We start from the raw sequence: 23,519 nt of genomic DNA, 5'->3' as shown, positions 1-23,519 counted from the left end.
CCAGAGGGGAGAGGGTGAAAGGCCGCACGGAGCAGTCCCCTCTCCCCTCTGGGGAGAGGGTTAGGGTGAGGGGCGTGTGTCGCGCATCAGGCCCGGCGCCTGCCACATCGAGGTTGTCAGCCCGCTGTCCACCAGCCCGAGCTGGTCCGCGTATACCGCCTGCCATTTCTGCATCATGCCGTCGTACAGCTCGCGGTGCGCCGGGTTTGGCGTGAACTCGCGGCTCCACTTCACCAGCCGCTCGCCCGTCGAGGCCATATCCGCGAACAGCCCCGCGCCAGCTCCTGCGGCAATGGCGCAGCCGAGCGCCGTTGCCTCTTTGACTTCTGGCACGCGCACCGGCAGGCCGGTGACGTCGCTTAAAATCTGGCTCCACAGGGCGCCCTTTGCACCGCCGCCGGCAAACACCAGGCTCTCAAACGTCACGCCGGAGAAGCGCGAAATCTGCGCCAGGTTGCAGGCCGAGACGATCGCCGCGTTCTCCTCCAGCGCGCGGAACAGCGTCGCTTTGTTGCACTTTTCCGGGTCAATGGAGAGGTTAATAAACGACGGCGCGGCGTGGTACCACTGTTTGAAATGCATCGCGTCGGAGAAGATCGGCATCACCCCGTGGGAGCCCGGCGGGACGCGGCTCGCCATCTCTTCGAGCAGGGAGTAGGGGTCCATTCCCATGCGTTCGGCAATCAGCTTCTCTTCGGCGCAGAAGGCGTCGCGGAACCAGCGCATGGTCAGCCCGGTAAAGAAGCTGATCGACTCTGCCTGCGCCATGCCGGGGATAACGTGCGGGTTTACGCGGATGTTCATCTCAGGGTCGGTGCGCACCTGCGGCAGGTTCACCACCTGTTGCCAGAAGGTGCCGCCCAGCACCGCCGTTTGTCCGGCGCGCACCACGCCCAGCCCCAGACAGCCCAGCTGCACGTCGCCGCCGCCCATCACCACCGGGGTGCCCTCGCGCAGGCCGCTCTGTTGTGCGGCTGCTTTGGTGATGGCCCCCAGCACGGTGCCGGTCTCTTTTACCGGGGAGAGGATATCGGCGCGCAGCCCGGCCATGTCGAGCAGCGCCGGACGCCAGTCGCGGGAGAAGAGATCCAGCATGCCCGTCGTGCCCGCATTGGACGGGTCCACCGCCAGCTCGCCGGAGAGCTTCGCCGCCAGCCAGTCGCTGATCATAGTAATGGTGGCGGCTTTACGATAAATATCCGGACGATGGTGCGCCAGCCACAGCAGGCGCGGCATGGCGCTGAGGGCAAGCGTCTGGCCGGAAACGTCATACACTTCGGATTCAAACCGGTAATCGTGGATCTCTTTGAGTTCAGCTACCTCGCGGCTGGCGCGGGCGTCGACGTTGGCGCAGGCCCAGATAGCCTCGCCGTTGCGGTCGTACAGCACAATCCCTTCGCGCATCGAACAGCAGGCGACGGACTGAATATCCGCCGCGCTCAGGCGCGCGCGCTCCAGCGCCTGATGAATACACCGGCAGGCCAGCTGCCAGTTGGTGTCGAGGTCGAACTCCATCGAGCCCGGCACGTTCTCGACGCTCAGGTGTTTCCACTCGGCCTGGCCAACGGCAATCTGGTTGCCCTGCAAATCGAAAATAACGGCGCGAACGCTGCCTGTCCCTGCATCTAACGCTAAAAGGTAACTCATGAGCATGCCTCATTGTTAGCGCAGGGAGGGCTCTTAAATGGCCAGAGCCAGCACCGCGCGGGCTGTCGTCTCTTCCGTCACCAGGCCATTAATACGGCGGCCCTTCAGTGCGGCATAAATCGCATCGGCTTTCTCTTCCCCCCCGGCCACGCCTACGATGGTGGGCAGCTGTGCCAGTTCATCGAGCGTGACGCCCAGTAGTTCTTTGTGGATCTCCAGCTCCTCGACGCATTCCCCTTCGGCATTGAGGAAATAGCCAAGGATATCGCCGACCGCGCCCTTGCGGGCGTACATCAACTGTTCACCTTCGCTGATATAGCCGGAGCGCAGTATCGTCGCGTCACGGCGCTGGTTCACCGAGCCAATGCCGACCACCGCCACGTCAGCGGCGGTGGCGGCGAGGATCACGTCCCGCACGCTGGTTTCGCGCTTTAAGATCCCGGCGACTTCAGCGGATGACACGCGAAGCGGGGCAGGGATCATGCTGACGCTACAGGCCGCATCCAGCTGGCCGATACCGGTCATATACGGCCCCACGCCGCCGGAGAGCGTCACCAGGCGGATCTGCTGTGAGCTGATAAAGCCGCTCAGGTGTTGCAGGCTGCTCATGGTGGTTTCACCGAAGCCCACCGCTAACAGCTGGCCGGGCTCCAGCACGCCCATCAGCGACTGGGCCGCGCCAATGCCTAACCGCACGTTCATCGGCGGCGTATTCAGGGCGGGCATCACGCGCACCAGCTTCAGGCCAAATCGTTGTTGCAACTCGGTTTCCAGCGCCAGGCAGCCCTCGTAGCGGGAGTTTATCTGCACGCGGATCACCCCGGACTGACGGCCTTTCTCCAGCAGGCGGGAGATCTTCAGGCGCGGCAGCCCGAGCCGCTCGCCGATGTCGTTCTGGGTCAGCCCGTCGTGGTAGTAGCACCAGGCCACGCGCGCCACCAGCTCCTCTTCCGCCAGTGCCAGCCCGGCAAACCGTCCTTCTTCCGCAGTGCGTTTATCGCTCATAGTTGAACTCTTATAAAAATTTAGATCATATGTTCGTGATGGTGCGGCGTGAAAATGTGAGCCACGCGACAAAACGGATCTTTTCGATCCTTTCCGGTTTATCTGAATCTCAATCGATAAAACTGTGATCCCTGCACGGTTGTAAATATAGTTCACCGTCTACGCTTTTGAACATTATTAAATCTAAAAATCATTTGTTCAATAGCGGAGCGATGATGACACCACTTCTCGAGGCACGTGACATCTGCAAACAGTTCTCTGGCGTGCCTGTGTTAAAAGGCATTGATTTCACGCTGCTTGCTGGGCAGGTGCATGCGCTGATGGGCGGTAACGGCGCGGGAAAATCGACGTTGATGAAAATCATCGCCGGGGTTGAAACGCCGGATCGCGGTGAGCTTTCGGTTGCGGGCGAGTCTTTTGCACGGCTTACCCCGTCGCAGGCGCACCGGTTAGGCATTTATCTGGTGCCACAGGAGCCGCTGCTTTTCCCCAACCTGACGGTGCGGGAAAACATCCTGTTTCGTCTGCCGCGCGAACGAGATCGGGAAAAGCGGCTGGCGGAGAAACTCCAGCAGCTGCAATGTCAGCTTAATCTTGATGCCGCTGCCAGCACTCTGGAAGTCGCGGATCAGCAGATGGTGGAGATCCTGCGCGGGCTGATGCGCAACGCCAGAATTCTGATCCTCGACGAACCCACGGCATCGCTCACGCCGGGCGAGACCGAACGCCTGTTTCGCCAGATCCGCGCGCTGCAGGATCTCGGCGTTGGCATTGTTTTTATCTCGCACAAGCTGCCGGAAATTCGCATGCTTTCGAGCCACGTCTCGGTGATGCGCGACGGCGCGGTGGTGCTGAGCGGCGAAACCGCGCACTTTGACGATAACGCCCTGATCGCCGCCATGACGCCGGTCAGCCGGGAAAAGTCGCTAAGCGATACGCAAAAGCTGTGGCTGGCGCTGCCGGGCAACCGCCGAACCCAGGCGCAGGATTTCCCGGTGCTGCGGGTGGAGGATCTCACCGGGGAAGGGTTTATCGATCTCAGCCTTGAGATTTATGCCGGGGAGATTGTCGGTCTGGCCGGGCTGGTGGGGTCCGGGCGTACCGAGTTTGCCGAAACGCTTTACGGCCTGCGTCCGGTACGCGGCGGGCGGGTGTGGCTGGAGAACCAGGAGATCACCGCCGATCCGGTCAGTTCCCGTCTGAAAAAAGGGCTGGTTTATCTGCCGGAAGACAGGCAGGTGTCCGGCCTGTTTCTCGACGCGCCTGTCCGCTGGAACACGGTGGCGCTGAACGAGCCGTCGCTCTGGCAGCAGCGAAAGCGGGAGTCTGCGGTAGTGGAGCGTTACCACCGGGCGCTGGGGATCAAGCTCAACCATGCGGATCAAACCGTGCGCACGCTCTCCGGTGGTAATCAGCAGAAGGTGCTGCTGGCGCGCTGTCTTGAGGCCAATCCGCTGCTGCTGATCGTCGATGAACCGACGCGCGGCGTGGACGTATCGGCGCGCGCCGATATCTACCAGCTGCTGAAAAGCGTGGCGGCGCAAAACGTGGCAGTGCTGATGATCTCAAGCGATCTTGATGAATTCCCCGGCCTCGCGGATCGGGTGCTGGTAATGCATCAGGGCGTGCTCAGCGGCGAGCTGCCGCGCCACGCCGTCAGTCTCGACCGGATGATGGCGCTGGCGTTTGGAGGGCAATCATGAAGATCTTACTGAAAAACCGCGAGCTGAGCGCGTTTCTCGCCATTCTGGCCCTGTTCGCCGTGCTGGTGGCGCTGAACCCGTCCTACCTGAGCTTACAGACGCTGGGGATGATCTTCGCCAGCTCGCAGATCCTGATCCTGCTGGCCATCGGCGCGGCGCTGGTGATGCTGACCCGTAATATCGACGTCTCCGTCGGCTCCACCGTCGGGCTGTCCGCCATTGCCGTCGGCGTGGCGCTCAACTGCGGCTACAGTCTGCCCGTTTCCATTCTCTTCGCGCTGACGATTGGCGCGCTGGCGGGGGCGTTCAACGGTTTTCTGGTGGTGGGGCTGCGCATTCCAGCGATTGTCGCCACCCTCGGCACGCTGGGGCTGTATCGCGGAGCGATGCTGCTCTGGACCGGCGGAAAGTGGATTGAAGGGCTGCCGCCGGGGCTGAAATCCCTCTCTGAGCCAGCCGCCATCGGCATTTCGCCGCTCGGCATGCTGGTATTGATCGTCGCGGCCGCGGGCGCGTGGACGCTGTCGCGTACCGCGTTCGGGCGTGATTTTTACGCGGTGGGGGATAACCTCGCCGCCGCGCGCCAACTGGGCGTGGCGGTGAACCGTACCCGCATGATCGCCTTTACCCTGAACGGCATGCTGGCGGCATGCGCCGGGATCGTCTTTGCCGCGCAGATTGGCTTTGTACCCAACCAGACCGGCAGCGGGCTGGAGATGAAGGCCATCGCCGCCTGCGTGCTCGGCGGCATTTCGCTGCTGGGCGGCACGGGCACGCTGGTTGGCGCGCTGCTCGGGGCCTTCTTCCTGACCCAAATCGACACCGTGCTGGTGCTGTTCAGGCTCCCGGCGTGGTGGAATGACTTTATCGCCGGGCTGGTGCTGCTGGGCGTGCTGGTGCTCGACGGGCGCCTGCGCCAGGCGCTGGCGCGTCATCAGCGGGCGCTGAAGTACGGTCGCTTCCAGCCGGGTAACAAAGGGGGAAAGCATGTCACCCCGTTTCCCAAACGCAAAAAAGAGGTGGCGTAAATGAGGCTTAACTGGGAAAGCGCGCTGCTGATTTTACTGGTGCTCGAGATCCTGCTCTTTGGCGCCATCAACCCGCGCATGCTCGACGTCAACATGCTGCTGTTCAGCACCAGCGACTTTATCTGCATCGGCATCGTGGCGCTGCCGCTCACGCTTGTGATCATCAGCGGCGGGATCGACATCTCCCTCGGCTCGACCATCGGCCTGTGCGCCATCGCGCTGGGCGTGATGATGCAGGCGGGGTGGCCGATGGCGGTCGCTGTTCCGCTGACGCTGCTGCTCGGCCTGCTGTGCGGATTATTTAATGCCGCGCTTATTCACTACACCGGCATTAGCCCGCTGGTTATCACCCTCGGCACGCTCTACCTCTACGGCGGCGGCGCGCTGCTGCTCTCCGGCATGGCGGGGGCGACGGGCTATGAGGGCATCGGCGGCTTCCCGGACAGCTTCACGGCGTTCGCTAACCTCACGGTGCTGGGTCTGCCGATCCCGCTGGTGCTGTTCGCGGTGATTACCGCCTTCTTCTGGCTGATTACCCACCGGGGGCGCTTTGGCCGACATCTGTTTTTAATCGGTCAGAACCCGCGCGCGGCGCGCTATGCGGCGCTGTCGGTGAACAGCATGCCCTACGCGCTGTACGGTCTGGTGGGCGTGGCCTCGGCGATTGCCGCGCTGGTGATGGTCTCCTATTTCGGCTCCGCGCGTTCGGATCTGGGGCGCGATTTACTGATGCCTGCGCTCACCGCCGCCGTGCTCGGCGGAGCGAATATCTACGGCGGCTCAGGTTCGGTTGTCGGTACGGCGCTGGCGGCGCTGCTGGTGGGGTACCTGCAACAGGGTTTACAGATGGTTGGCATCCCCAACCAGGTGTCGAGCGCGCTGTCAGGGGCGCTGCTGGTTGTGGTGGTGATGGGGCGTTCGCTGAGTCTGCACCGTGAATGGGTGCGTTCTCTCTTCAGAAAACTATCCGGAGCGTAAGATGAAAACAAAACTGCTCGTCCTGGCAATGGCCCTCAGCTTCGCTTCGGCGCAGGCGGCGGACCGCATTGCCTTTATCCCAAAACTGGTGGGTGTGGGATTCTTCACCAGCGGCGGCAACGGCGCGAAAGAGGCGGGGAAAGATCTTGGCGTGGACGTGACTTACGACGGCCCGACCGAGCCGAGCGTCTCCGGCCAGGTGCAGTTGATCAATAACTTCGTCAACCAGGGCTATAACGCCATCATCGTCTCTGCCGTGTCGCCGGACGGTCTCTGCCCGGCGCTGAAGCGCGCGATGCAGCGCGGCGTGAAGGTCCTGACCTGGGATTCCGACACCAAACCGGAGTGCCGCAGCATTTACATCAACCAGGGCACGCCGGAACAGCTGGGCGGCCTGCTGGTGGAGATGGCAGGCAAGCAGGTCACCAAACCGAACGCGAAAGTGGCGTTCTTCTACTCCAGCCCCACCGTCACCGACCAGAACCAGTGGGTGAAAGAGGCGAAGGCCAAAATCGAGAAAGACCATCCCCAGTGGCAGGTCGTCACCACGCAGTTTGGCTATAACGACGCCACTAAATCCCTGCAAACCGCCGAGGGGATCTTAAAAGCCTATCCGGATCTGGATGCGATCATCGCCCCGGACGCCAACGCCCTGCCGGCGGCGGCACAGGCGGCGGAAAACCTGAAGCGGGAAGGGGTGGCGATTGTCGGCTTCAGCACGCCAAACGTGATGCGTCCGTACGTTGAGCGCGGCACGGTGAAAGCCTTCGGCCTGTGGGACGTGGTGCAGCAGGGCAAAATTGCAGTCAATGTCGCCGATCGTTTACTGAAAAAAGGCGATCTTAACCCTGGCGACAGCGTGGAGGTGAAAGATATCGGGACGCTGAAGGTCGAGCCGAACAGTGTGCAGGGCTACCAGTATGAGGCGAAGGGCAACGGCATCGTGCTGCTGCCGGAGCGGGTGGTGTTCACCAAAGAGAACATCAGCAAATACGATTTCTGACGGGGGAGCAAATGGCTGATTTAGACGACATCAAAGACGGCAAGGATTTTGGCATCGGTACGCCGCAGCAGAATGTGCCGTACACCCTGAAGGGCTGCGGTTCGCTCGACTGGGGCATGCAGTCCCGGCTTTCGCGCATCTTCAATCCGCAGAGCAACCGCACGGTGATGCTGGCCTTTGACCACGGTTACTTTCAGGGACCGACCACCGGCCTTGAGCGTATCGATTTCTCCATCGCGCCGCTGTTTGGCGAAACCGACGTGCTGATGTGTACCCGCGGCATCCTCAGGAGCCAGGTACCTGCCGCGACGAACAAACCGGTGGTGCTGCGCGCCTCCGGCGGTAACTCGATTCTGGGCGAGCTGTCTAACGAGTGCGTGGCGGTTGCGATGGAAGACGCGCTGCGCCTGAACGTCTGCGCGGTGGCGGCGCAGGTCTATATCGGAAGCCCGTTTGAACATCAGTCAATCAACAACATCATCAAGCTGGTGGATGCGGGGGCGCGTTACGGCATGCCGACGCTGGCGGTGACGGGCGTGGGTAAAGAGATGGCGCGCGACGCGCGCTATTTCTCGCTCGCCAGCCGCATCGCTGCCGAAATGGGGGCCCAGTTCGTCAAAACCTACTACGTGGACGAGGGCTTTGAAAAAGTGACCGCCAGCTGTCCGGTGCCGATTGTTATCGCGGGCGGCAAAAAGCTGCCGGAGCATGAGGCGCTTGAGATGTGCTGGCGGGCGATTGACCAGGGCGCGTCCGGCGTGGATATGGGGCGCAACATCTTCCAGTCCAGCGCGCCGCTCGCCATGCTGAAGGCGGTGAAGAAAGTGGTTCACGAGAACATGAGCGCCCGTGAGGCGTTCCAGTTCTGGCAGGAAGAGAAACAGGGAGAAGCAAAATGAACGTGACGCTGGTGGAAATCAACATCAAACCCGAGCGAGTGGATGAGTTTCTGGAGGTGTTTCGCGCCAACCACGAGGGGGCGATCCAGGAGCCGGGAAACCTGCGCTTTGACGTCTTGCAGGACCCGAGGGTGAAAACCCGGTTCTTTATCTATGAGGCCTATAAAGACGAAGAGGCGGTGTTGGCGCATAAGCAAACGCCACACTATCTGGCGTGCGTGGACAAGCTCGAAGAGTTGATGTCAGAGCCGCGCAAAAAACGCTGCTTTGTGGGGTTGTTGCCGGAGTAGCGTTTTGCCCGGTGGCGCTGCGCTTACCGGGCCTACGGGGGCGAGAGGGGGCGGTGTTTGCCCGGTGGCGCTACGCTTACCGGGCCTACGGGAGGATGGTGCGGTGTTTGCCCGGTGGCGCTAACGCTTACCGGGCCGACATCTGCAGTATGTTGTAGGCCGGGTAAGCGTAGCGCCACCCGGCGTTTTTTACGCCTCTTCCACGCTCACCCGCAGCGCCGCCAGCGCCTTACGCGCCGCCTTCAGCACCTGCTCACACTGCTCAATGGTGAGCGTCAACGGTGGCTCAATGCGGATGGTTTTCGAGTTGTTGAGCGTTCCCGCCACCAGTACCCGCTGGCGGAACATCTCGCTTGCGAAGCTATAACCGGTTTCGTTATCAACGAACTCAATCGCCATCAGCATCCCTTTCCCGCGTGCATCCTGTACCAAATCCGGGTATTCCCGGCCCAGCTGACGGAAGCCGTCCAGCAGCATGTCGCCTTTCTGCTCCGCCTGCGCAGGCAGGTTTTGCTCCAGCAGCACGTTGATGGTGGCCAGCGCTGCCGCACAGGCCAGCGGGTTACCGCCAAAGGTGGTGGTATGTAAGAACGGGTTGTCGAATAGCACCGAGAAGACCTCCTCAGTGGCGACCGTTGCGCCAATCGGCATCACGCCGCCGCCGAGCGCTTTCGCCAGGCATAAAATGTCTGGCTGAACGTTCTCATGCTCGCAGGCGAACATCCTGCCGGTACGCCCCATCCCGGTCTGCACTTCGTCGAAGATCAGCAGCGCGCCAAACTCATCGCACAGCTGACGCACGGCGGGCAGATAGCCCTGCGGCGGGAGGATCACCCCGCCTTCGCCCTGAATCGGCTCCAGGATCACCGCCGCCACGTCGTCGCCGGTTTTACGGCATTCACTCAGCATGGTGCGCATGGCGTTGATGTCGCCGAACGGTACGTGGCGGAAGCCCGGCAGCAGCGGCATAAACGGTTTGCGGAAGGTGGATTTGGCGGTCGCCGACAGTGCGCCCAGGGATTTCCCGTGGAACGCGCCGCTGGTGGCGATAAAGGTGAATTTCCCGCGCGGCGACTGGTACGCTTTGGCGAGTTTAATCGCCGCTTCGACCGATTCGGTGCCGCTGTTGCTGAAGAAGCTGTATTTCAGCTTACCGGGCGTTAAGGCTGCCAGCGTTTTCGCGAGCATGGCGCGAAGCGGATCGAGCAGTTCCTGGCTATGGAGAGGTTGTTTCGCAAGTTGATTCTGTACGGCGGAAACCACAACTGGATTACGGTGCCCCACGTTGAAAATACCAAAACCACCCAGGCAATCGATAAACTCCTGTCCCTGGGTGTCGACAAGCGTATTCAGACTCCCCGCTTGCCACTCTACGGCTCCGTAATCCCCGCCGGCGGTAACAGATTTGCGATACTCCAGAAAACCAGGATTCACATGCTCTTTAAAGTAATCAATGACCTCACGGTTAAGTTGTTTCATCTCCTCATGATCAAGCGTTCGCTTTTCAATGAGATTCAGTGCGTGCGCGGTACAGGCAAGAGCCGAGGCGCTGGAAGGTAACCTGTTCAAAATATGCTCCCGGGGATCGCGTATCACATGATACTGAGTTAAGTATTGCAGGGATTACGCCACCTCAGATGCCTTAACAAAAATCGGGATAAACGCCAGGTGAAATCAAAGTTGCACAATATTTAATCATGCCTTCGCGCGCCGCACGGGATAAGGGATAACGAGCCGGGGATGGGGTTTCGTCAATTGCACTGCTCCAGGGCAGGAAATGCGCCTTAAGTGTGCGCCGGGGGATCATGCTTTGTAGGTAGTTTCGTGTCGAAAGTATTTTAAATCAATTAATTAGAAAAGCGCACGAAAAGTGCGGTTTAACCGAGATTTGCGATCTCAATCATATTTAACAACTAAAGATAAATTTTTTATCGCCGAAAAAACATAAGCCACAAAATTAACATTCAAATAACCTGCAAGGGATGCTCACTATGTCCTCTCCTGACTATGTCACCCAGAATGAATATCCGCTGGACGATGACACCACGCTTATGTCGACCACCGACCTCCACAGCTACATGACCCACACTAACGACACCTTTGTGCAAGTGAGTGGCTTTACGCTTCAGGAGTTGCTCGGGCAGCCGCACAACATTGTGCGCCACCCGGATATGCCGAAAGCAGCTTTTGCCGACATGTGGTACACGCTGCAAAAGGGCGAGCCCTGGAGCGGGATTGTCAAAAACCGACGTAAAAATGGCGATCACTATTGGGTACGCGCCAATGCGGTACCAATGGTGCGTAACGGCCAGATGACGGGCTATATGTCCATTCGTACCCGCGCCACCGAGGACGAGATCGCCGCGGTGGAGCCGCTTTATAAGGCGCTCAATGAAGGACGTAGCAAAAAACGCATTCATAAAGGGCTGGTGGTGCGCAAAGGCTGGCTCGGCAAATTACCGGCGATGCCGCTGCGCTGGCGCGTGCGTAGCGTAATGGCGGTACTTTTTGCGGTGATGGCCGCAACGCTGGTTGCCAGTGCTGCAGGCTGGGCTTCGCTGGTGGCGGCAGCCGTGGTGATGCTGCTTGGCACCCTGGTGTTTGAGCAACAGATTGTCCGCCCGGTGGAAAACGTCGCAAGGCAGGCGCTCAGGGTCGCTACCGGCGAGCGTAACAGCGTGCAGCATCTTAACCGCAGCGATGAACTGGGGCTGATGCTGCGGGCCGTCGGACAACTGGGGCTGATGTGCCGCTGGCTTATCAACGACGTCTCCAGCCAGGTGGTGAGCGTGCGCGACGGCAGCGACAGGCTGGCGCAGGGTAATGAAGATCTCAACGACCGCACGCGCCAGACCGTGGCTAACGTGCAGCAGACCGTGGCAACAATGAACCAGATGGCGGCGTCGGTGCAGAGTAACTCTGAGACCGCAGCCGAAGTCGACAAGCTGTCGATGGCTGCCAGCAGCGCGGCCACGCAGGGCGGCACCGTGATGCAGACCGTGGTGAAAACCATGGATGACATTGCCGACAGTACCCAGCGCATTGGCTCTATTACCTCGCTTATCAATGACATCGCCTTCCAGACCAATATTCTGGCGCTGAACGCCGCGGTTGAGGCGGCACGCGCGGGCGAACAGGGGAAAGGCTTTGCGGTGGTGGCGGGCGAAGTGCGTCATCTTGCCAGCCGCAGCGCGAACGCGGCTAACGATATTCGCAAGCTGATCGACGCCAGCGCCAGCAAAGTGCAGTCGGGCGCCGATCAGGTCCACGCCGCGGGACGTACCATGGATGATATTGTCGAGCAGGTGAAAAACGTCACGCAGCTTATCGCGCAGATCAGCCACTCCACCTCCGAGCAGGCGACTGGCCTGACAGAGCTGACCCGTGCCGTGGCAGAACTGGACAGCATTACGCAGAAAAATGCTGACCTGGTCGAAGAGAGCGCGCAGATTTCCGCGATGGTTAAGCACCGGGCCGGACGTCTTGAAGATGCGGTTACCGTGCTGCATTAAGAAATGCATGCTTCGATAAAGCCGTTTATTCCTCCGGGGTAAACGGCTTTTTTGTTTTTCAGAATAAGTTATGTTGTTAATGAAATATTAAGTAACTAAAAAAAAGTACCCGATTTTTAATTGCTACGCCCCGGATTTATTGAAAGTGAGAAATAAAAAAACGATCAAAGTCATAAAGTTAGCGCGTTGCCTACCGATAACAGCGATCGTCTGAGAAATAATCACATCGATGGGGTAAATATGTTCATACATGACGTAAAGATCGGCACGAAATTATTTCTGGCGTTTGGATTATTTATTGTCCTGATGGTCGTCAGCGCAAGCTTGTCTCTGATGAGCCTGAATCGGGCAAACAATGGAATGCAAACCATTCTTACCAGCGACTATCCAACTACGGTAAAAGCGAACCAGTTAATCGACAACTTCCAGGAATTTATCAGCACGCAGCAGCTCATGCTGCTGGACGAACAGGGAATGTACACGACGCAATCAGAACAGCGTCTGAAGGCGATAAGCGAGCGCATCACCGCAATCCTGAGCGAGCTGGACAACGCTCTCAAGGATAAAAAATCCCAACAGGTGCTGGCGGACATCCACGGCGTACGCCAGCAATATCTTGACTCGCGCTACCGCATTTTGCAGGCCGTGCAGAATAACGACCGTGCAGGCGCGATAAACGAGATGATGACCAACACCCTGGACCTGCAACAGTCTTATAAAGCGAAAGTGCAGGCGCTGATTGCGATCCAGGATCATGAAATGCAGAGTGCGGGCGAGCAGGTGGAAGGCGATTTCCGCACTAATCGTCTGCTGCTGATCCTGATTACGCTTTTCAGCGTCGCGGCAGCCAGCCTGACTGGCTGGTTCATTGTGCGATCCATTACCCGCCCGCTGAACGACGCGGTGAATTTTGCGGAGGCCATCGCCGATGGCGATCTCACCGGCAGCATTACCTCGCACGGTAAAGATGAAACCGGACTGCTCCTCACCGCATTGATGGAGATGAAAACGCGCCTGCTGGAGATTGTGCAGCAGGTGCAAACCGGATCGGAAAACATCTCCAGCGCCGCCGCGCAGATTGTCGCAGGCAACCAGGATCTGGCTGCCCGCACGGAGGAGCAGGCCAGTTCCGTTGAGCAGACGGCCGCGTCGATGGAGCAGATTACCGCCACGGTGAAGAACACCGCGTCCCACACCGGAGAAGCGACGAACCTGTCTGCCGATGCGGCTGCCGTGGTCAAAAACAACGGCGAGATGATGAAGCAGGTCACCAGCAAAATGCGCCTGATTAACGAAACATCGAACAGGATGTCCGACATTATCGACCTGATCGACGCCATTGCCTTCCAGACCAACATTCTGGCGCTGAACGCGGCGGTCGAAGCGGCGCGCGCAGGTGAGCATGGTCGCGGCTTTGCGGTGGTGGCGGGTGAGGTACGCCAGCTCGCGCAGAAAAGTGCAACATCTGCGAGTGAGATCCGCCAGCTGATTGAAAGCTCCACAAGCCAGACGCAGGACGGCATGAACCTTGTGGAGAAAGCCAGCGGGCTTATCAACGGCATGGTCGGCAACGTGGAAGAGATGGACGTCATCCTGCGTGAAATTCGCCAGGCCAGCCATGAACAGACGGAAGGTATCTCGCAGATCAACAGCGCGATTGGCCTGATAGACGCCACCACCCAGCAGAACTCCGCGCTGGTGGAGGAGTCCGTTGCGGCGGCGGCATCCCTTAACGAACAGGCGATGCACCTGAAAGAGCTGGTCCGCGTGTTCCGCGTGAGCGACGGCGTGCTGGCTTAATCCAGCTGGGAGATCTCCAGTGCCGCGCGGTCAATCACGCCGATAATCTGTTTTAACTGCGCGTCGCTGAGTTCTCCCTGATTAACCTTCAGATCCAGAACCGCTTTGAAGTTATCCAGCGCCCTCTTCATCTGTGGGTTTTTGCGCAGCTGGAACCCGACGGAGCGCGCCTTGATACGCGTCTGGATCTGCTCCAGCTGTTCCCGATTGTCATCCAGCCATTGCTGCCCGGCGGCGTTAATCGCAATCCGCTTACGGCCGTTCTCTTCTTCGGTAATGGTGATCAGCGCCTGATCCTGCAAGTAATCCAGCGTCGGGTAGATCACGCCAGGGCTTGGCGTGTAATGTCCCTGCGTCAGGTTTTCGATCTCTTTAATCAGCTCATAACCATGGCTCGCGTTGCGGGTCAGGATATCCAGGATCACCAGCCGCAAATCACCATGGCCAAAAAATCGTGGCCGGCGTCCGCCGCCGTCGTGTTCGTGTCGCATGTTTTTTCCTCAATTTGATATATCTAAACTATATCTAAGATATATTCAGATGCAATCTAAAAGATCTTGATTTCTGAGTTAATAGCAATCATTATCATTAAAAATTCATTCCGATATATCGTATTCACCTGAGAAGGGCATCAACATGGCATCTACCCGTTACCCTCAACGTGTCCGCAATGACCTGCGTTTTCGTGAGCTGAACGTGATGCGCACTGAGCGAGTCAGCGCAGGATTTCAGCGCATTGTACTAGGCGGCGAGGCGCTGGAGGGCTTTAGCTCTCGCGGCTTTGACGACCATACCAAAGTCTTTTTCCCGGCACCGGGCACCCCTTTCGTGCCGCCTGTGGTGACCGATGAAGGCATCGACTGGGGCGACGGGGTGCGTCCGCAGGCGCGTGACTACACCCCGCTGTACGATGACGAAAAACACGAGCTGGCGCTCGATTTTTTCGTGCATGATGGCGGCATTGCCAGCAACTGGGCGGTAGAGGCGAAGGTGGGCGACAAGCTGACCATCGGCGGTCCGCGTGGTTCGCTGGTGGTGCCGGAAGATTACGCCTGGCAGTTGTACGTGTGCGACGAGTCGGGTATGCCCGCGCTGCGCCGCCGTTTAGAAAGCATCGCAAAACTGCCTGTTCCCCCGGCGATCCACGCCATCGTCACCGTGGGCGATGCGGCGTACCAGGACTATCTGGCGCACCTGAGCGGGTTCAACATCACCTGGGTTATCGGCCACAACGAGCAGGCGGTAGCCGACCATCTTGCAGCGCTGGCCGTGCCGGAAGAGGATTACTTTATCTGGCTGACCGGAGAGGGGAAGGTGGTGAAACGCCTGAGCCGTCAGTTTGAAACCGACGCAATTGACCCACAGCTGGTACGTGCCAGTGCGTACTGGCACGCCAAATAATCAGGCTGCGGGATCCAGCTGCGCTTCGCTCACCTGATGTTCGAGCGAGGCGCATACCTCTCTCAGCGCTTTCTCCTGCTGGGCAAAGTAGGCTTCCATATTGCTGAGCGACGAGACGAGCAGCCAGGACTCTTCCTTCTCCAGCTCTGCCAGCTCGTTCACCAGGATGTCGATTTGCTCACGCACCTGCGCCATTTTTTTGCGAATACGTTCCAGGTCGTTCAGCCTGTCGCTCGCCATCATCGGTTCAAACCCTTGTTGCAGACGGGCGACCAGCGAGCGAATGGCCTTCACGTCGCCGCGCTGTTTGGCCTGGTTGAGTTGCACCATCATCCTGTTGGCTTCCTCTTTTAAATCATCGGCAACCAGATCCGGGTGGCATAGCTTGCTCGCCTGACGCCAGAGCCGCTTCAGCTCGTTCCGATCCTCTTCAGAGAGATCCTTGCCTTTACGCAGGCGCACCTCGGCATCATGATGCTGTTCTCGATACTTTTTGTACTCTTCGTTGGCCTCATCGCGCGCCTGACGTGCTGGCTCTTCTTCACGCGTTAAACCGGTCTCCAGCTCCATCGCTTCGGCCAGTAGGTTGGCAATCAGATTACTTTGCTGCTGAAGATGCTTGCGCGCCTCTGCCGCCTGAACGGAATCCGCAGGCAGATCTCGCCAGCGCCGGGTGAGCGTTGTCAGAACCTCTACGGCCTGCGCCATATAGCCCTGGCTGCGGCGGTAATCCTCTTCCCGACGACGCGTCTCCGCCTGCTGACGACGCAGGTTAAGCTCCGCCAGCGTTTTACGCAGGGCGAGGATCTGCTGCATCAACGGCCCGAGGCGGGAGAAATAGAGATCGTTGAACTCATCAAGCTGCTGTACCCGGGCGTTACGGCGATCAATCAGATCGCGCAAGCGCTCTTCCAGAGCTTTCAGCTCCAGCTTGCTGGCCGCCAGCTGCGGGTCACGCCACGGGGTAACGGCGCGCTGGCTTTGCAGCCAGGCGGTGATAGCGCGAAGGGCTGCGGTGTAATTTTTCTGCTCAAGCGCCGCGACGATGGACAGGAGATTATCGTCAAAGGCTTCCTCTTTGAGACGTTTCAACTGGCTCCGGATGATGTCGTCATCTTCCAGCTCAATGGCATTTTTAATGATTTCTAGCCGTTTGATCGGTGTGCTCATGATGCCTTTCGCTCTGGCGCTTAAGTATTTGAGTTAAGGTTAGTTGTTGTAAAAGCTACTGGAAATAATACACACGGATGATGATCGGCGCGATGGGGGATTTCTTTAGTTTTTAGGGTTTGTGAAAGAGTGAGAGTTATTGAATCTTCCTTCTGGAACGGGGAGCACGGGGTTAAATGTGACCTTAGAGTTCACTTTTGAATGCGTGAGCCGAGAAACTCGAAAATTTGGGGTTCTGGAGGCATGCAGCGGCAGCGGTACGCCGCAATAACTGCCAGAGAATGCTTAACAGCATTAAGCATGATTAAAATACCCCAAATGTATAAGAAGTGCGGAGAGCTGGCACCAGGTGATCGCGCGGGATGTTGCCATTGAGGGGAGGCTACGTGCTGGCAAACCGAGGGGGCGAAAGAATTGGCACTAAAAACAATACAGGGCGGATTAACCGCCCTTTTTTTACGCTGTAACCCGCTCGTTCCACGCGTCCGAGTATTGGATGTTCCCATCGCAATACTTCCAGGTGATCCGCTCATAGCGGAGCTGTATTCCCTCATTATGATTGTGTATCTGTAACGCTGGCTCTTTACAGTTATGCATGACGGGGTTAATGCTGACTACCCGGACGTTTTCAAGCAGCATATTGAAATATTCAACCTCCTGGCCCGCATCGTTGATTTTATACCACTTGATCTCTGCGCTTTTCAGCGTTTGGCCGGTGGCTACCGCTTTGTAGAGATACGGGCTGGAGCTATCAAACTCTTTTTCAATTACGAGCGGCGCATGTAAGCGCGTGCCGGTGATCTTGCCTGTGTTGTTATCGGTCGGAACTAACAAGCCGTGACTAAAAGAGAGGATCTCTATACTACCTTCTCTATTTTGAACATCCACAGATCCCTTAATCGGGTTGCCGCCATCATCCTTAAGCCATAGATAAGCAGGAATAGCCATTTTTAAAACTCCATTTCCATTGAGGGTAAACCCTCATTAATGACTAAATACGGATCGCAGGTGATACAAATTGTGTTATAGGTTCGTGTTATTTAATTTCGTTACTTATTGATGTTGCAAATAAAATTAATAAATTGATCTTCAGCAATACGCGTTACCGTTATTGCTCTTATGTTGCCCTTTTTGCCTGGCAGAAAGGAAGAACGATGGCATGTATACCGATTTATCCACCCCGCGGGCTGGAGATATTGCGCGAACACATAAGGCTCGCGCGGGCGCGTCACGAAGTCCAGAATATGGCCGCCCCGCTTACGTATACGTGGTTTTATGAGCGAGTAAGAAACGGCGGGCCGTGGGATTACAAACAACAAAAACGGGCTTATGCTGACTTCGGGAATTTCCATTACGGCGCTGTGGGTTATGCAGCGTGCATCCCTGCAAAGATTTTGCTTATTGCTGCCGGCGCGGCGCAGTGGAAAGCCGGCACATCAAGACCCGAATGGGGTAATTTCACGGGGGCCCCGCCGTTTGGTGATGATCCGATTGACCAATTTTGGATAAAGCAAGGCATCGACTATGTTAAACAGCATCACTTTTAGGACGCTGCACTGGATCGCCACTATTCTTATGGCCCTGGCGGTCGCGGGGTACTGTTATTTCCAACATATACAGCGTTTAACTGTTAGTGATCGGCTATATCAAGTTCGCCAGCTCACGCCCCGGACCTGGTTATACATTACTGAGTATGACGGCTCGAACATGACCACCGGGGAAGTGTATCGTTATTTTTTAGCGAGTAAGATTGACGGTGATCCGCTGGTGGCTCTCGAAAAACAACATATCGCGCCCACGCTTACAGCGAATACCGCCCGCGCAAAAGTTGAAGGCATAGGCAACAATATCTCATTTACTGTTCACGGCACAGTGTACAGCTTTACAACGTCCGCATTTTTTTATGATGCTGAGGGAATAGCGGCCGTGCCGTCAATTGACTTAACGGCCCGCGGCGAGAGCTGGGACAAGGGGAAATTTAGTCGATAGATAAATATTTATTTAAAAATCCCTTGCGGTCGGGTCAATGACCCGATGAGCAGCGTGTAAGTTTTCACGGCGTACCCGTGCGATATTGGGAAACAGCAGCATCCACCGGGCAAAGGTCTGCCCCACATCAGCCAGGCGATTCAGCAGCGGATATCCAGCCAGACAGTGGCGGCAGTACACCGATCTGGTGTTGCGCTGGTTTACCGGGTACGTGGAACGCTCAGCAACCTGCTGAAAGCGGCTTTCAGCGTCTGTTTGTTCGTAAACTGGTCGGCGTATTCGAACGCCTCTGGCCATGTTCCTTCCAGCCCCCCACGCTGCGCGACGTGGCCAGCTGGCTGACAGAGCACAGCGGCCTGACCTTCAGCGTGCCGGATGCAGATTATTTAGACCGTCCGATCCCACATTTCACCCACAGCGGAACGGGGTATCAGCTACTGGATAATCTCGGAAAGACCTTCGGCATACAGCGCTGAGCTGCCTGATGTTGTGCGCAGGCTGCACACCCGCGCCGGTTGCGCCTCCGCCGGTCATTGTTTACAGCGCCTGCCCGAAAGTGAGCTATTGCCCGATGCCGGGAACCCGGATAAAGACACACCTGTTTATTCAGCTGTACCGCTACCGGTTCCTATGGCGGGTAATGATTCGGGGATGTTCCAGTTTCCGCCCGAAGGGGCGCTGGTTGAGATCGCTTTCACTGGCGGACGGCCGGATAAGCCTTTTGTGCGGCATACCGTGCCGGACGGAACCAGTCTCCCGGATATCCAGCCAGGCGAGCAGCTGCAACAGCAGCGTGCGGAAGTGTCGCAGCGCGTCACCCAGGCGGGTGACTGGGTGAGGCAGACAGACCAGACGATCAGTGAAACCTCTATAGCGGGGGTGGTTAAGGCCGATACAGAACAGCGGGAGCTGGTCAGCCGCGAAACCACGGTTAAGGCCACGGATAAAATTACCGTGCTGGGCACGTCCACACTACTGGCCGGAGCCATTCAGCAGGTATGCACGGGTGATTACAGCCAGGCTGTAAATAACCGCGTGGCGAGTATCGGCGGCAATGATGAAACGGACATTGTCGGGAGCCAGACAGTCACAACGGGTAAAGACCTGATCGAGAAAATTGGCCAGATACGTAAAAGCGTGGCGGCCGTTCAGCAGCAGATTATTGCCCCGGTAGTGTGGATTGGCTCTGGCACAATCAACGTGGCGCAGCTGATGCTCGACACGCTCGACGTGGTGAAAGAGCTGGCAGAGCAAACGGCAAGCCACACGCACAGCAATACGGGAGCACCGACCAACGCGGGAGCAATCCGGAACACCGGAGCGAAAGCGGACACGCTGAACGGCAAATACTCCCCGGTGATTGGAAAGTAAATCAGTCCAGAACATAACCCGCGAAAGCGGGTTTTTTGATGCCCTTCATCCCCTGGCGGGGATATCTCTTTTCTTACCACTTAAGCGGCTATCGCTACGAGCTGTCAGCGGCGCTCTGGCGCGTTCAGCCTTTTCGCACACTCAGAGCCACCCTTAAAACAGATCGTGTCCACAGCGGGGCGCTGGCGCGTCACAGCATGGCCAAAAAAATCTTTCGCAGGCTAAAATCGCACTACACCGCACCCGCCTGCGGTTTTTGGATCATTAAATTTTTTCAGTTAATCAATCTAATGGGATGAAAGTGCTTTTATGTAACACTTTGATTTCGCTTTTATTTTTGTGTTTTGTTCAATGTTAGTAATTTTAATTTTTGATTTAATAATGTTAGGTTTTTTAAGTATTGCCTTGTTTTTACGAATAAAGTGTTTTTTTGCGATAGTCATTCGAATGAAAAAACTTCTCCTTTGCTATCTGTCATTGTAACCTAGTATTTCCTGACGTTAGCCGGCATATCCCGGCCTCTCTGTACTTGTCGTTCTACGACTTGCCTCACTTGCTCCAATTGCCGCGAATCGCCGCGCCTCGGATTGCCAAGTTGTCGCAATATTGGGAAATCGTTGTTAATGGTTTTCCGGGTTTTTAGTTTGGGCTAGGCGCTTGCGCTAAGAAACGTCGGGATTGTACAGAGAGAACAAGTATGAAGAAATTCAAACTTGGCTTAGCTAAAGTGATCATCTGCTATTCTATTCTCAAAGAGGTTGTGCCGTTTCTGAACGATACAATTACTCTTGTTGAGAAGCTGATGAGTTACCTTAGCATAGCCCTCAACTACTTTGAACCAAGGCTCGCATTGACTAATGGTAAAATGGGAACATAGATTTGAGTTAAAAAAAGATAAATGGGTGTATGTTCCTACAAAAGAAATGCGCTTATATGGAACAGAGATACATAACCATCTCAGAGCTAAATGGATTCCGCCTTTATACTTCTACCACCTAAGGGATGGTGGTCATGTGGCCTGTGCAAAAAAACATCTGCATAATCGGTATTTTGCTTTAATCGATATCAAGAATTTCTTTGAGTCTACTGGTCAAAGCCGTCTTACTCGAGAACTGAAAACATACTTGACCTATAACAATGCAAGACAAGTAGCAAAGCTATCCACAGTCAGAAATCCTCTGCCAGAAAGACCAAAATATATTATTCCTTATGGCTACCCCCAGTCACCAATTCTATCAACGTTCTGCTTACATAAATCCTTTTGTGGAAATCTGTTCAAGCAGTTGCACGTGAATCCAGATATCGATATATCCATATATATGGATGACATCATCCTTTCAGCCAATGACCTAAGCTCGTGCGAGTCGGCTTATCGCCTACTTAGCGAGGGGTTAGAAAGGTCTGGCTATCAAATGAACACTTTAAAATCACAATTCCCTTCTGAAAAAATCCATGTTTTCAATTTAGAGTTAAAACACAATTCTTTGAGAGTACTGCCTTTTAGGTTGATTGAGTTCCTGATTGCGTACACAAAGAGTAAAAATCGTCACGAACGGAAGGGAATCGCTTCATACGTAGGTAGTGTCAATACGGATCAAGCCAAGCTGTTCAAATGAAATGCCGTTAACGACATTCTATGATTTTAGAATTGTAAACGAAATGGTGCGACACTTTTGCGACACAGAGAAAACTGCTAACAAAAAAGCCACTCGCAAGAGTGGCTTAATTATATGATTCTAAAGCTAAAATTTGGTGGCCCCTGCTGGACTTGAACCAGCGACCAAGCGATTATGAGTCATAAAATTGGCATGTTTTTAATTGTTCGCCATTGTCTCTGTTTGTATTTTTAATTGTCTATAATCAATCGGTTATGAAGTTATTTTTGTTTCTGATTGGTTCTCTTATTTCCCCATTGTACTATCCTTACCTGACCCATTACCTGACCCGAAATGGGCATCGGGTCAGGTAACGCTTATCCTTAGAAAGGTAAACTCATGGCCGCTAATCTTACTGAGACTGCTATACGTGGATTGAAGACAAAAAGCACGGCGTACTACGTGTGGAGCAACAGTGCTCAACGTGGTACTGGCAGGCTTGGCGTTAAGGTTCAGCCTTCTGGCAGCAAAGTTTTTTATTTCCGTTACTACGTTGAGAAAGGGAAGAAAGAGAAGTTCATCCAGTTGGGCATCTGGCCTGAGATGAAACTGGTGACGGCCAATGAACTGGCGAAAAAGTATGGTGCCTGGCTTGTTGAAGGAAAAGAGCCCCAGCAAGAGCTTGAGCAACAGCGCCTGGCCGAACAGCACATTATGCAGTTGCATTGTTCTCACGGATCGTTTGAAGAACTGGTGCATGGTTACGTCAATAAGATGAAGCTCGACAACAAGCGGACGTGGGCTGATGTATTAAAGCGCATGGAAAGAGAGTGCTATACGGTTATTCCTCGCGAAACCAAAGCGAAGGATGTAACACCTCTGCAGATCAAGACCATTCTCTCAGGTATTATCCAGCGTGATGCTGTAGTCCATGCGAACCGAATTCGTTCCTACCTTATGGCGGCATTTAACTACGGTCTGAAGGCCGATAACGATCCGATGAATACCAGCGTGGGCATTACGTTCGGGCTTGAAGTTAATCCGGTATCGGCCATACCGAAACAGTCCTCGGCAGAAAAAGTGGGTGATACATGGTTAACGCTGGAAGAGCTTCGTTTTGTCATGGAGCAGTTCGCTCAGGCCACCAACGTTGGGCCGCTGATGCAGCACCTAATCCGCTTCTGTGTTTATGCTGGCGGGCAGCGCCCGTTCGAAATGATAGCCAGCCAGTGGAGCGCGATTGATTGGCAGCAAAAGACGTTGCTGGTCATTGCCGATGTATCGAAAAACAAGCGTGAGCATCTGATCCCACTGACTGAATCGGCATTAAGTGAACTAGCCTCTGTTAAAGAACTCACTAAGGAAAGTAACAGCCCCTATATTTTCCCGCTATCAACAAACGGTGAGCGCCCAGTGCGCACCGATAGTCTGGCGCGTTCCATCATGTATTTTCGGGCTTTTAATCCGGAGTTTAAAGTTTTTACGGCACGAGATTTACGTCGCACCTGTAAAACGCTGATGGGAGAGGCGGGGATCAGCAAAGAGATCCGCGACCGTATCCAGAATCACGCTTTGAATGACGTCAGCTCGAAACACTATGATCGTTATGATTACCTGACTGAAAAGCGCAGGGCGCTTGAGATCTGGGAAGATCGGGTTAACAACTATCAGCGACAGCAGGAAAACAACGTTGTGAACTTGTTTGGGCGGAGGTAAGAGCTTGGCAAAATATGAGCTTAATTCAGCAGAAGAGCGGTATCAGCCGGGTTCTGGGGATTTGGTGCTGGCTAATAAGTTAGGGATCACTGATGAAGAGGAAATGGAGGCGCTGGAATCAGGCCTGTTGCTGATGCTTTATGAACAGCTATTTATCGAGGGCCAGCCGCCAGCGGTGCTGGCATTTGAGCACATCAGTGGGTGGCATCGCCAATGGCTGGGGAATGTGTATGACTGGGCAGGGAGGTTACGCAATGCCAACCTGACTAAAGACGGTTTTCAGTTTGCCGCTGCCGACAGGATTCCGCTGCTGCTTGATGGTTTCGAGAAGCAGTTTCTCTCCCGTTCTGGTGAACTGAAATCCTTGGCTCGTCCGGAGCTGGTTAGCTATCTGATCCTACCCACGTAATGT

General features: G+C 55.9%; 21 protein-coding genes and 2 pseudogenes. 17 read left to right on the top strand and 6 right to left on the bottom strand.

Annotation, left to right across the window (positions count from 1 at the left end):
- Positions 1–60: 60 nt before the first annotated feature.
- Positions 61–1,647 (bottom strand): autoinducer-2 kinase, encoded by a 1,587-nt coding sequence (lsrK, locus tag IPZ49_RS20115; RefSeq protein ID WP_063137977.1) that lies wholly within the window; start codon positions 1,645–1,647, stop codon positions 61–63.
- A 33-nt stretch (positions 1,648–1,680) separates the two neighbouring features.
- A complete protein-coding gene (lsrR, locus tag IPZ49_RS20110) occupies positions 1,681–2,652 on the bottom strand; it encodes a transcriptional regulator LsrR (RefSeq protein WP_022649464.1) in 972 nt (323 codons plus the stop codon).
- A 215-nt stretch (positions 2,653–2,867) separates the two neighbouring features.
- On the opposite strand from lsrR, the gene lsrA reads away from it, so the two are divergent.
- The 6 genes from lsrA to lsrG are packed head-to-tail and all read left to right on the top strand — an operon-like array spanning position 2,868 to position 8,553.
- Complete coding sequence (gene lsrA, locus IPZ49_RS20105) at positions 2,868–4,355, top strand: autoinducer 2 ABC transporter ATP-binding protein LsrA (RefSeq protein WP_063146536.1); 1,488 nt, start codon at positions 2,868–2,870, stop codon at positions 4,353–4,355.
- On the top strand, positions 4,352–5,383 hold the full coding sequence (lsrC, locus tag IPZ49_RS20100) for an autoinducer 2 ABC transporter permease LsrC (protein ID WP_063146537.1): 1,032 nt from the start codon (positions 4,352–4,354) through the stop codon (positions 5,381–5,383). The genes lsrA and lsrC overlap by 4 nt, the downstream gene beginning before the upstream one ends.
- Entirely contained in the window at positions 5,384–6,361 is a 978-nt protein-coding gene (lsrD, locus tag IPZ49_RS20095; RefSeq protein ID WP_063146538.1) for an autoinducer 2 ABC transporter permease LsrD, read from the top strand.
- Between the two features lies 1 nt (position 6,362).
- The gene (gene lsrB / locus IPZ49_RS20090; RefSeq protein WP_063146539.1) at positions 6,363–7,364 is read left to right on the top strand and encodes an autoinducer 2 ABC transporter substrate-binding protein LsrB; all 1,002 of its coding nucleotides are present in this window, start codon (positions 6,363–6,365) and stop codon (positions 7,362–7,364) included.
- A gap of 11 nt (positions 7,365–7,375) precedes the next feature.
- The gene (lsrF, locus tag IPZ49_RS20085; protein WP_063146540.1) at positions 7,376–8,263 is read left to right on the top strand and encodes a 3-hydroxy-5-phosphonooxypentane-2,4-dione thiolase; all 888 of its coding nucleotides are present in this window, start codon (positions 7,376–7,378) and stop codon (positions 8,261–8,263) included.
- Positions 8,260–8,553 (top strand): (4S)-4-hydroxy-5-phosphonooxypentane-2,3-dione isomerase, encoded by a 294-nt coding sequence (gene lsrG, locus IPZ49_RS20080; RefSeq protein WP_022649458.1) that lies wholly within the window; start codon positions 8,260–8,262, stop codon positions 8,551–8,553. Before lsrF ends, lsrG begins: the two co-directional genes overlap by 4 nt.
- 189 nt (positions 8,554–8,742) lie before the next feature.
- Here the strand turns inward: lsrG and ygjG are convergent, their stop codons facing one another.
- Positions 8,743–10,122 carry a putrescine aminotransferase gene (ygjG, locus tag IPZ49_RS20075; RefSeq protein WP_022649457.1) on the bottom strand — a complete coding sequence of 460 codons (1,380 nt, stop codon included), beginning with the start codon at positions 10,120–10,122 and terminating at the stop codon, positions 8,743–8,745.
- A gap of 422 nt (positions 10,123–10,544) precedes the next feature.
- On the opposite strand from ygjG, the gene IPZ49_RS20070 reads away from it, so the two are divergent.
- Both IPZ49_RS20070 and IPZ49_RS20065 read left to right on the top strand, forming a co-directional pair.
- On the top strand, positions 10,545–12,065 hold the full coding sequence (locus tag IPZ49_RS20070) for a PAS domain-containing methyl-accepting chemotaxis protein (protein ID WP_063146541.1): 1,521 nt from the start codon (positions 10,545–10,547) through the stop codon (positions 12,063–12,065).
- Positions 12,066–12,305: 240 nt separating this feature from the next.
- Positions 12,306–13,865 carry a methyl-accepting chemotaxis protein gene (locus IPZ49_RS20065; RefSeq protein WP_022649455.1) on the top strand — a complete coding sequence of 520 codons (1,560 nt, stop codon included), beginning with the start codon at positions 12,306–12,308 and terminating at the stop codon, positions 13,863–13,865.
- Here IPZ49_RS20065 and IPZ49_RS20060 read toward each other — a convergent pair.
- Positions 13,862–14,356 carry a PadR family transcriptional regulator gene (locus tag IPZ49_RS20060; protein ID WP_017382401.1) on the bottom strand — a complete coding sequence of 165 codons (495 nt, stop codon included), beginning with the start codon at positions 14,354–14,356 and terminating at the stop codon, positions 13,862–13,864. The genes IPZ49_RS20065 and IPZ49_RS20060 overlap by 4 nt on opposite strands.
- Positions 14,357–14,501: 145 nt before the next feature.
- Between IPZ49_RS20060 and IPZ49_RS20055 the strand changes: the two genes are divergently transcribed.
- Entirely contained in the window at positions 14,502–15,266 is a 765-nt protein-coding gene (locus IPZ49_RS20055; protein WP_032626343.1) for a siderophore-interacting protein, read from the top strand.
- Here IPZ49_RS20055 and IPZ49_RS20050 read toward each other — a convergent pair whose 3' ends face one another.
- Both IPZ49_RS20050 and IPZ49_RS20045 read right to left on the bottom strand, forming a co-directional pair.
- A complete protein-coding gene (locus tag IPZ49_RS20050) occupies positions 15,267–16,436 on the bottom strand; it encodes a hypothetical protein (RefSeq protein WP_063932851.1) in 1,170 nt (389 codons plus the stop codon). It abuts the gene before it with no gap.
- A 456-nt stretch (positions 16,437–16,892) separates the two neighbouring features.
- Positions 16,893–17,384, bottom strand: a complete 492-nt coding sequence (locus IPZ49_RS20045) for an Hcp family type VI secretion system effector (protein WP_045327447.1) — start codon at positions 17,382–17,384, stop codon at positions 16,893–16,895.
- 206 nt (positions 17,385–17,590) lie between these two features.
- Between IPZ49_RS20045 and IPZ49_RS20040 the strand changes: the two genes are divergently transcribed.
- The 8 genes and pseudogenes from IPZ49_RS20040 to IPZ49_RS20015 all read left to right on the top strand — a co-directional run.
- Positions 17,591–17,983, top strand: coding sequence for a polymorphic toxin type 44 domain-containing protein (locus IPZ49_RS20040; RefSeq protein WP_003862589.1), 393 nt, complete (start codon positions 17,591–17,593; stop codon positions 17,981–17,983).
- On the top strand, positions 17,961–18,425 hold the full coding sequence (locus IPZ49_RS20035; RefSeq protein WP_023307019.1) for a hypothetical protein: 465 nt from the start codon (positions 17,961–17,963) through the stop codon (positions 18,423–18,425). The genes IPZ49_RS20040 and IPZ49_RS20035 overlap by 23 nt, the downstream gene beginning before the upstream one ends.
- A 77-nt stretch (positions 18,426–18,502) precedes the next feature.
- Complete coding sequence (locus IPZ49_RS23260) at positions 18,503–18,901, top strand: hypothetical protein (protein ID WP_063146542.1); 399 nt, start codon at positions 18,503–18,505, stop codon at positions 18,899–18,901.
- An 8-nt stretch (positions 18,902–18,909) separates the two neighbouring features.
- Positions 18,910–19,023: pseudogene (lysC, locus tag IPZ49_RS23255) on the top strand (Rz1-like lysis system protein LysC); the annotation flags it as partial.
- Between the two features lie 53 nt (positions 19,024–19,076).
- On the top strand, positions 19,077–19,796 hold the full coding sequence (locus IPZ49_RS23250; RefSeq protein ID WP_063146543.1) for a hypothetical protein: 720 nt from the start codon (positions 19,077–19,079) through the stop codon (positions 19,794–19,796).
- A gap of 857 nt (positions 19,797–20,653) precedes the next feature.
- The gene (locus IPZ49_RS20025) at positions 20,654–21,412 is read left to right on the top strand and encodes a reverse transcriptase domain-containing protein (RefSeq protein WP_063932849.1); all 759 of its coding nucleotides are present in this window, start codon (positions 20,654–20,656) and stop codon (positions 21,410–21,412) included.
- A 378-nt stretch (positions 21,413–21,790) separates the two neighbouring features.
- The gene (locus IPZ49_RS20020) at positions 21,791–23,107 is read left to right on the top strand and encodes a site-specific integrase (protein ID WP_063146546.1); all 1,317 of its coding nucleotides are present in this window, start codon (positions 21,791–21,793) and stop codon (positions 23,105–23,107) included.
- Between the two features lie 4 nt (positions 23,108–23,111).
- A pseudogene (locus IPZ49_RS20015) lies at positions 23,112–23,501 on the top strand (cell filamentation protein Fic); the annotation flags it as partial.
- Positions 23,502–23,519 lie beyond the last annotated feature (18 nt).

The sequence above is a fragment of the Enterobacter cloacae complex sp. S2 genome (genome assembly GCF_015159675.1).
GTDB classification, from domain to species: Bacteria; Pseudomonadota; Gammaproteobacteria; order Enterobacterales; family Enterobacteriaceae; genus Enterobacter; species Enterobacter intestinihominis.
The sequence above is the reverse complement of the archived record's forward strand: the minus strand, read 5'-3'. Positions and strand labels throughout refer to the sequence as shown.

What these genes read in the sequence shown, in the direction of transcription:
- lsrK (WP_063137977.1), bottom strand. Translation starts at nt 1,647, where the DNA reads ATGAGTTACCTTTTAGCGTTAGATGCAGGGACAGGCAGCGTTCGCGCC.
- lsrR (WP_022649464.1), bottom strand. Translation starts at nt 2,652, where the DNA reads ATGAGCGATAAACGCACTGCGGAAGAAGGACGGTTTGCCGGGCTGGCA.
- lsrA (WP_063146536.1), top strand. Translation starts at nt 2,868, where the DNA reads ATGACACCACTTCTCGAGGCACGTGACATCTGCAAACAGTTCTCTGGC.
- lsrC (WP_063146537.1), top strand. Translation starts at nt 4,352, where the DNA reads ATGAAGATCTTACTGAAAAACCGCGAGCTGAGCGCGTTTCTCGCCATT.
- lsrD (WP_063146538.1), top strand. Translation starts at nt 5,384, where the DNA reads ATGAGGCTTAACTGGGAAAGCGCGCTGCTGATTTTACTGGTGCTCGAG.
- lsrB (WP_063146539.1), top strand. Translation starts at nt 6,363, where the DNA reads ATGAAAACAAAACTGCTCGTCCTGGCAATGGCCCTCAGCTTCGCTTCG.
- lsrF (WP_063146540.1), top strand. Translation starts at nt 7,376, where the DNA reads ATGGCTGATTTAGACGACATCAAAGACGGCAAGGATTTTGGCATCGGT.
- lsrG (WP_022649458.1), top strand. Translation starts at nt 8,260, where the DNA reads ATGAACGTGACGCTGGTGGAAATCAACATCAAACCCGAGCGAGTGGAT.
- IPZ49_RS20070 (WP_063146541.1), top strand. Translation starts at nt 10,545, where the DNA reads ATGTCCTCTCCTGACTATGTCACCCAGAATGAATATCCGCTGGACGAT.
- IPZ49_RS20065 (WP_022649455.1), top strand. Translation starts at nt 12,306, where the DNA reads ATGTTCATACATGACGTAAAGATCGGCACGAAATTATTTCTGGCGTTT.
- IPZ49_RS20060 (WP_017382401.1), bottom strand. Translation starts at nt 14,356, where the DNA reads ATGCGACACGAACACGACGGCGGCGGACGCCGGCCACGATTTTTTGGC.
- IPZ49_RS20055 (WP_032626343.1), top strand. Translation starts at nt 14,502, where the DNA reads ATGGCATCTACCCGTTACCCTCAACGTGTCCGCAATGACCTGCGTTTT.
- IPZ49_RS20050 (WP_063932851.1), bottom strand. Translation starts at nt 16,436, where the DNA reads ATGAGCACACCGATCAAACGGCTAGAAATCATTAAAAATGCCATTGAG.
- IPZ49_RS20045 (WP_045327447.1), bottom strand. Translation starts at nt 17,384, where the DNA reads ATGGCTATTCCTGCTTATCTATGGCTTAAGGATGATGGCGGCAACCCG.
- IPZ49_RS20040 (WP_003862589.1), top strand. Translation starts at nt 17,591, where the DNA reads ATGGCATGTATACCGATTTATCCACCCCGCGGGCTGGAGATATTGCGC.
- IPZ49_RS20035 (WP_023307019.1), top strand. Translation starts at nt 17,961, where the DNA reads ATGTTAAACAGCATCACTTTTAGGACGCTGCACTGGATCGCCACTATT.
- IPZ49_RS23250 (WP_063146543.1), top strand. Translation starts at nt 19,077, where the DNA reads ATGTTCCAGTTTCCGCCCGAAGGGGCGCTGGTTGAGATCGCTTTCACT.
- IPZ49_RS20025 (WP_063932849.1), top strand. Translation starts at nt 20,654, where the DNA reads ATGGTAAAATGGGAACATAGATTTGAGTTAAAAAAAGATAAATGGGTG.
- IPZ49_RS20020 (WP_063146546.1), top strand. Translation starts at nt 21,791, where the DNA reads ATGGCCGCTAATCTTACTGAGACTGCTATACGTGGATTGAAGACAAAA.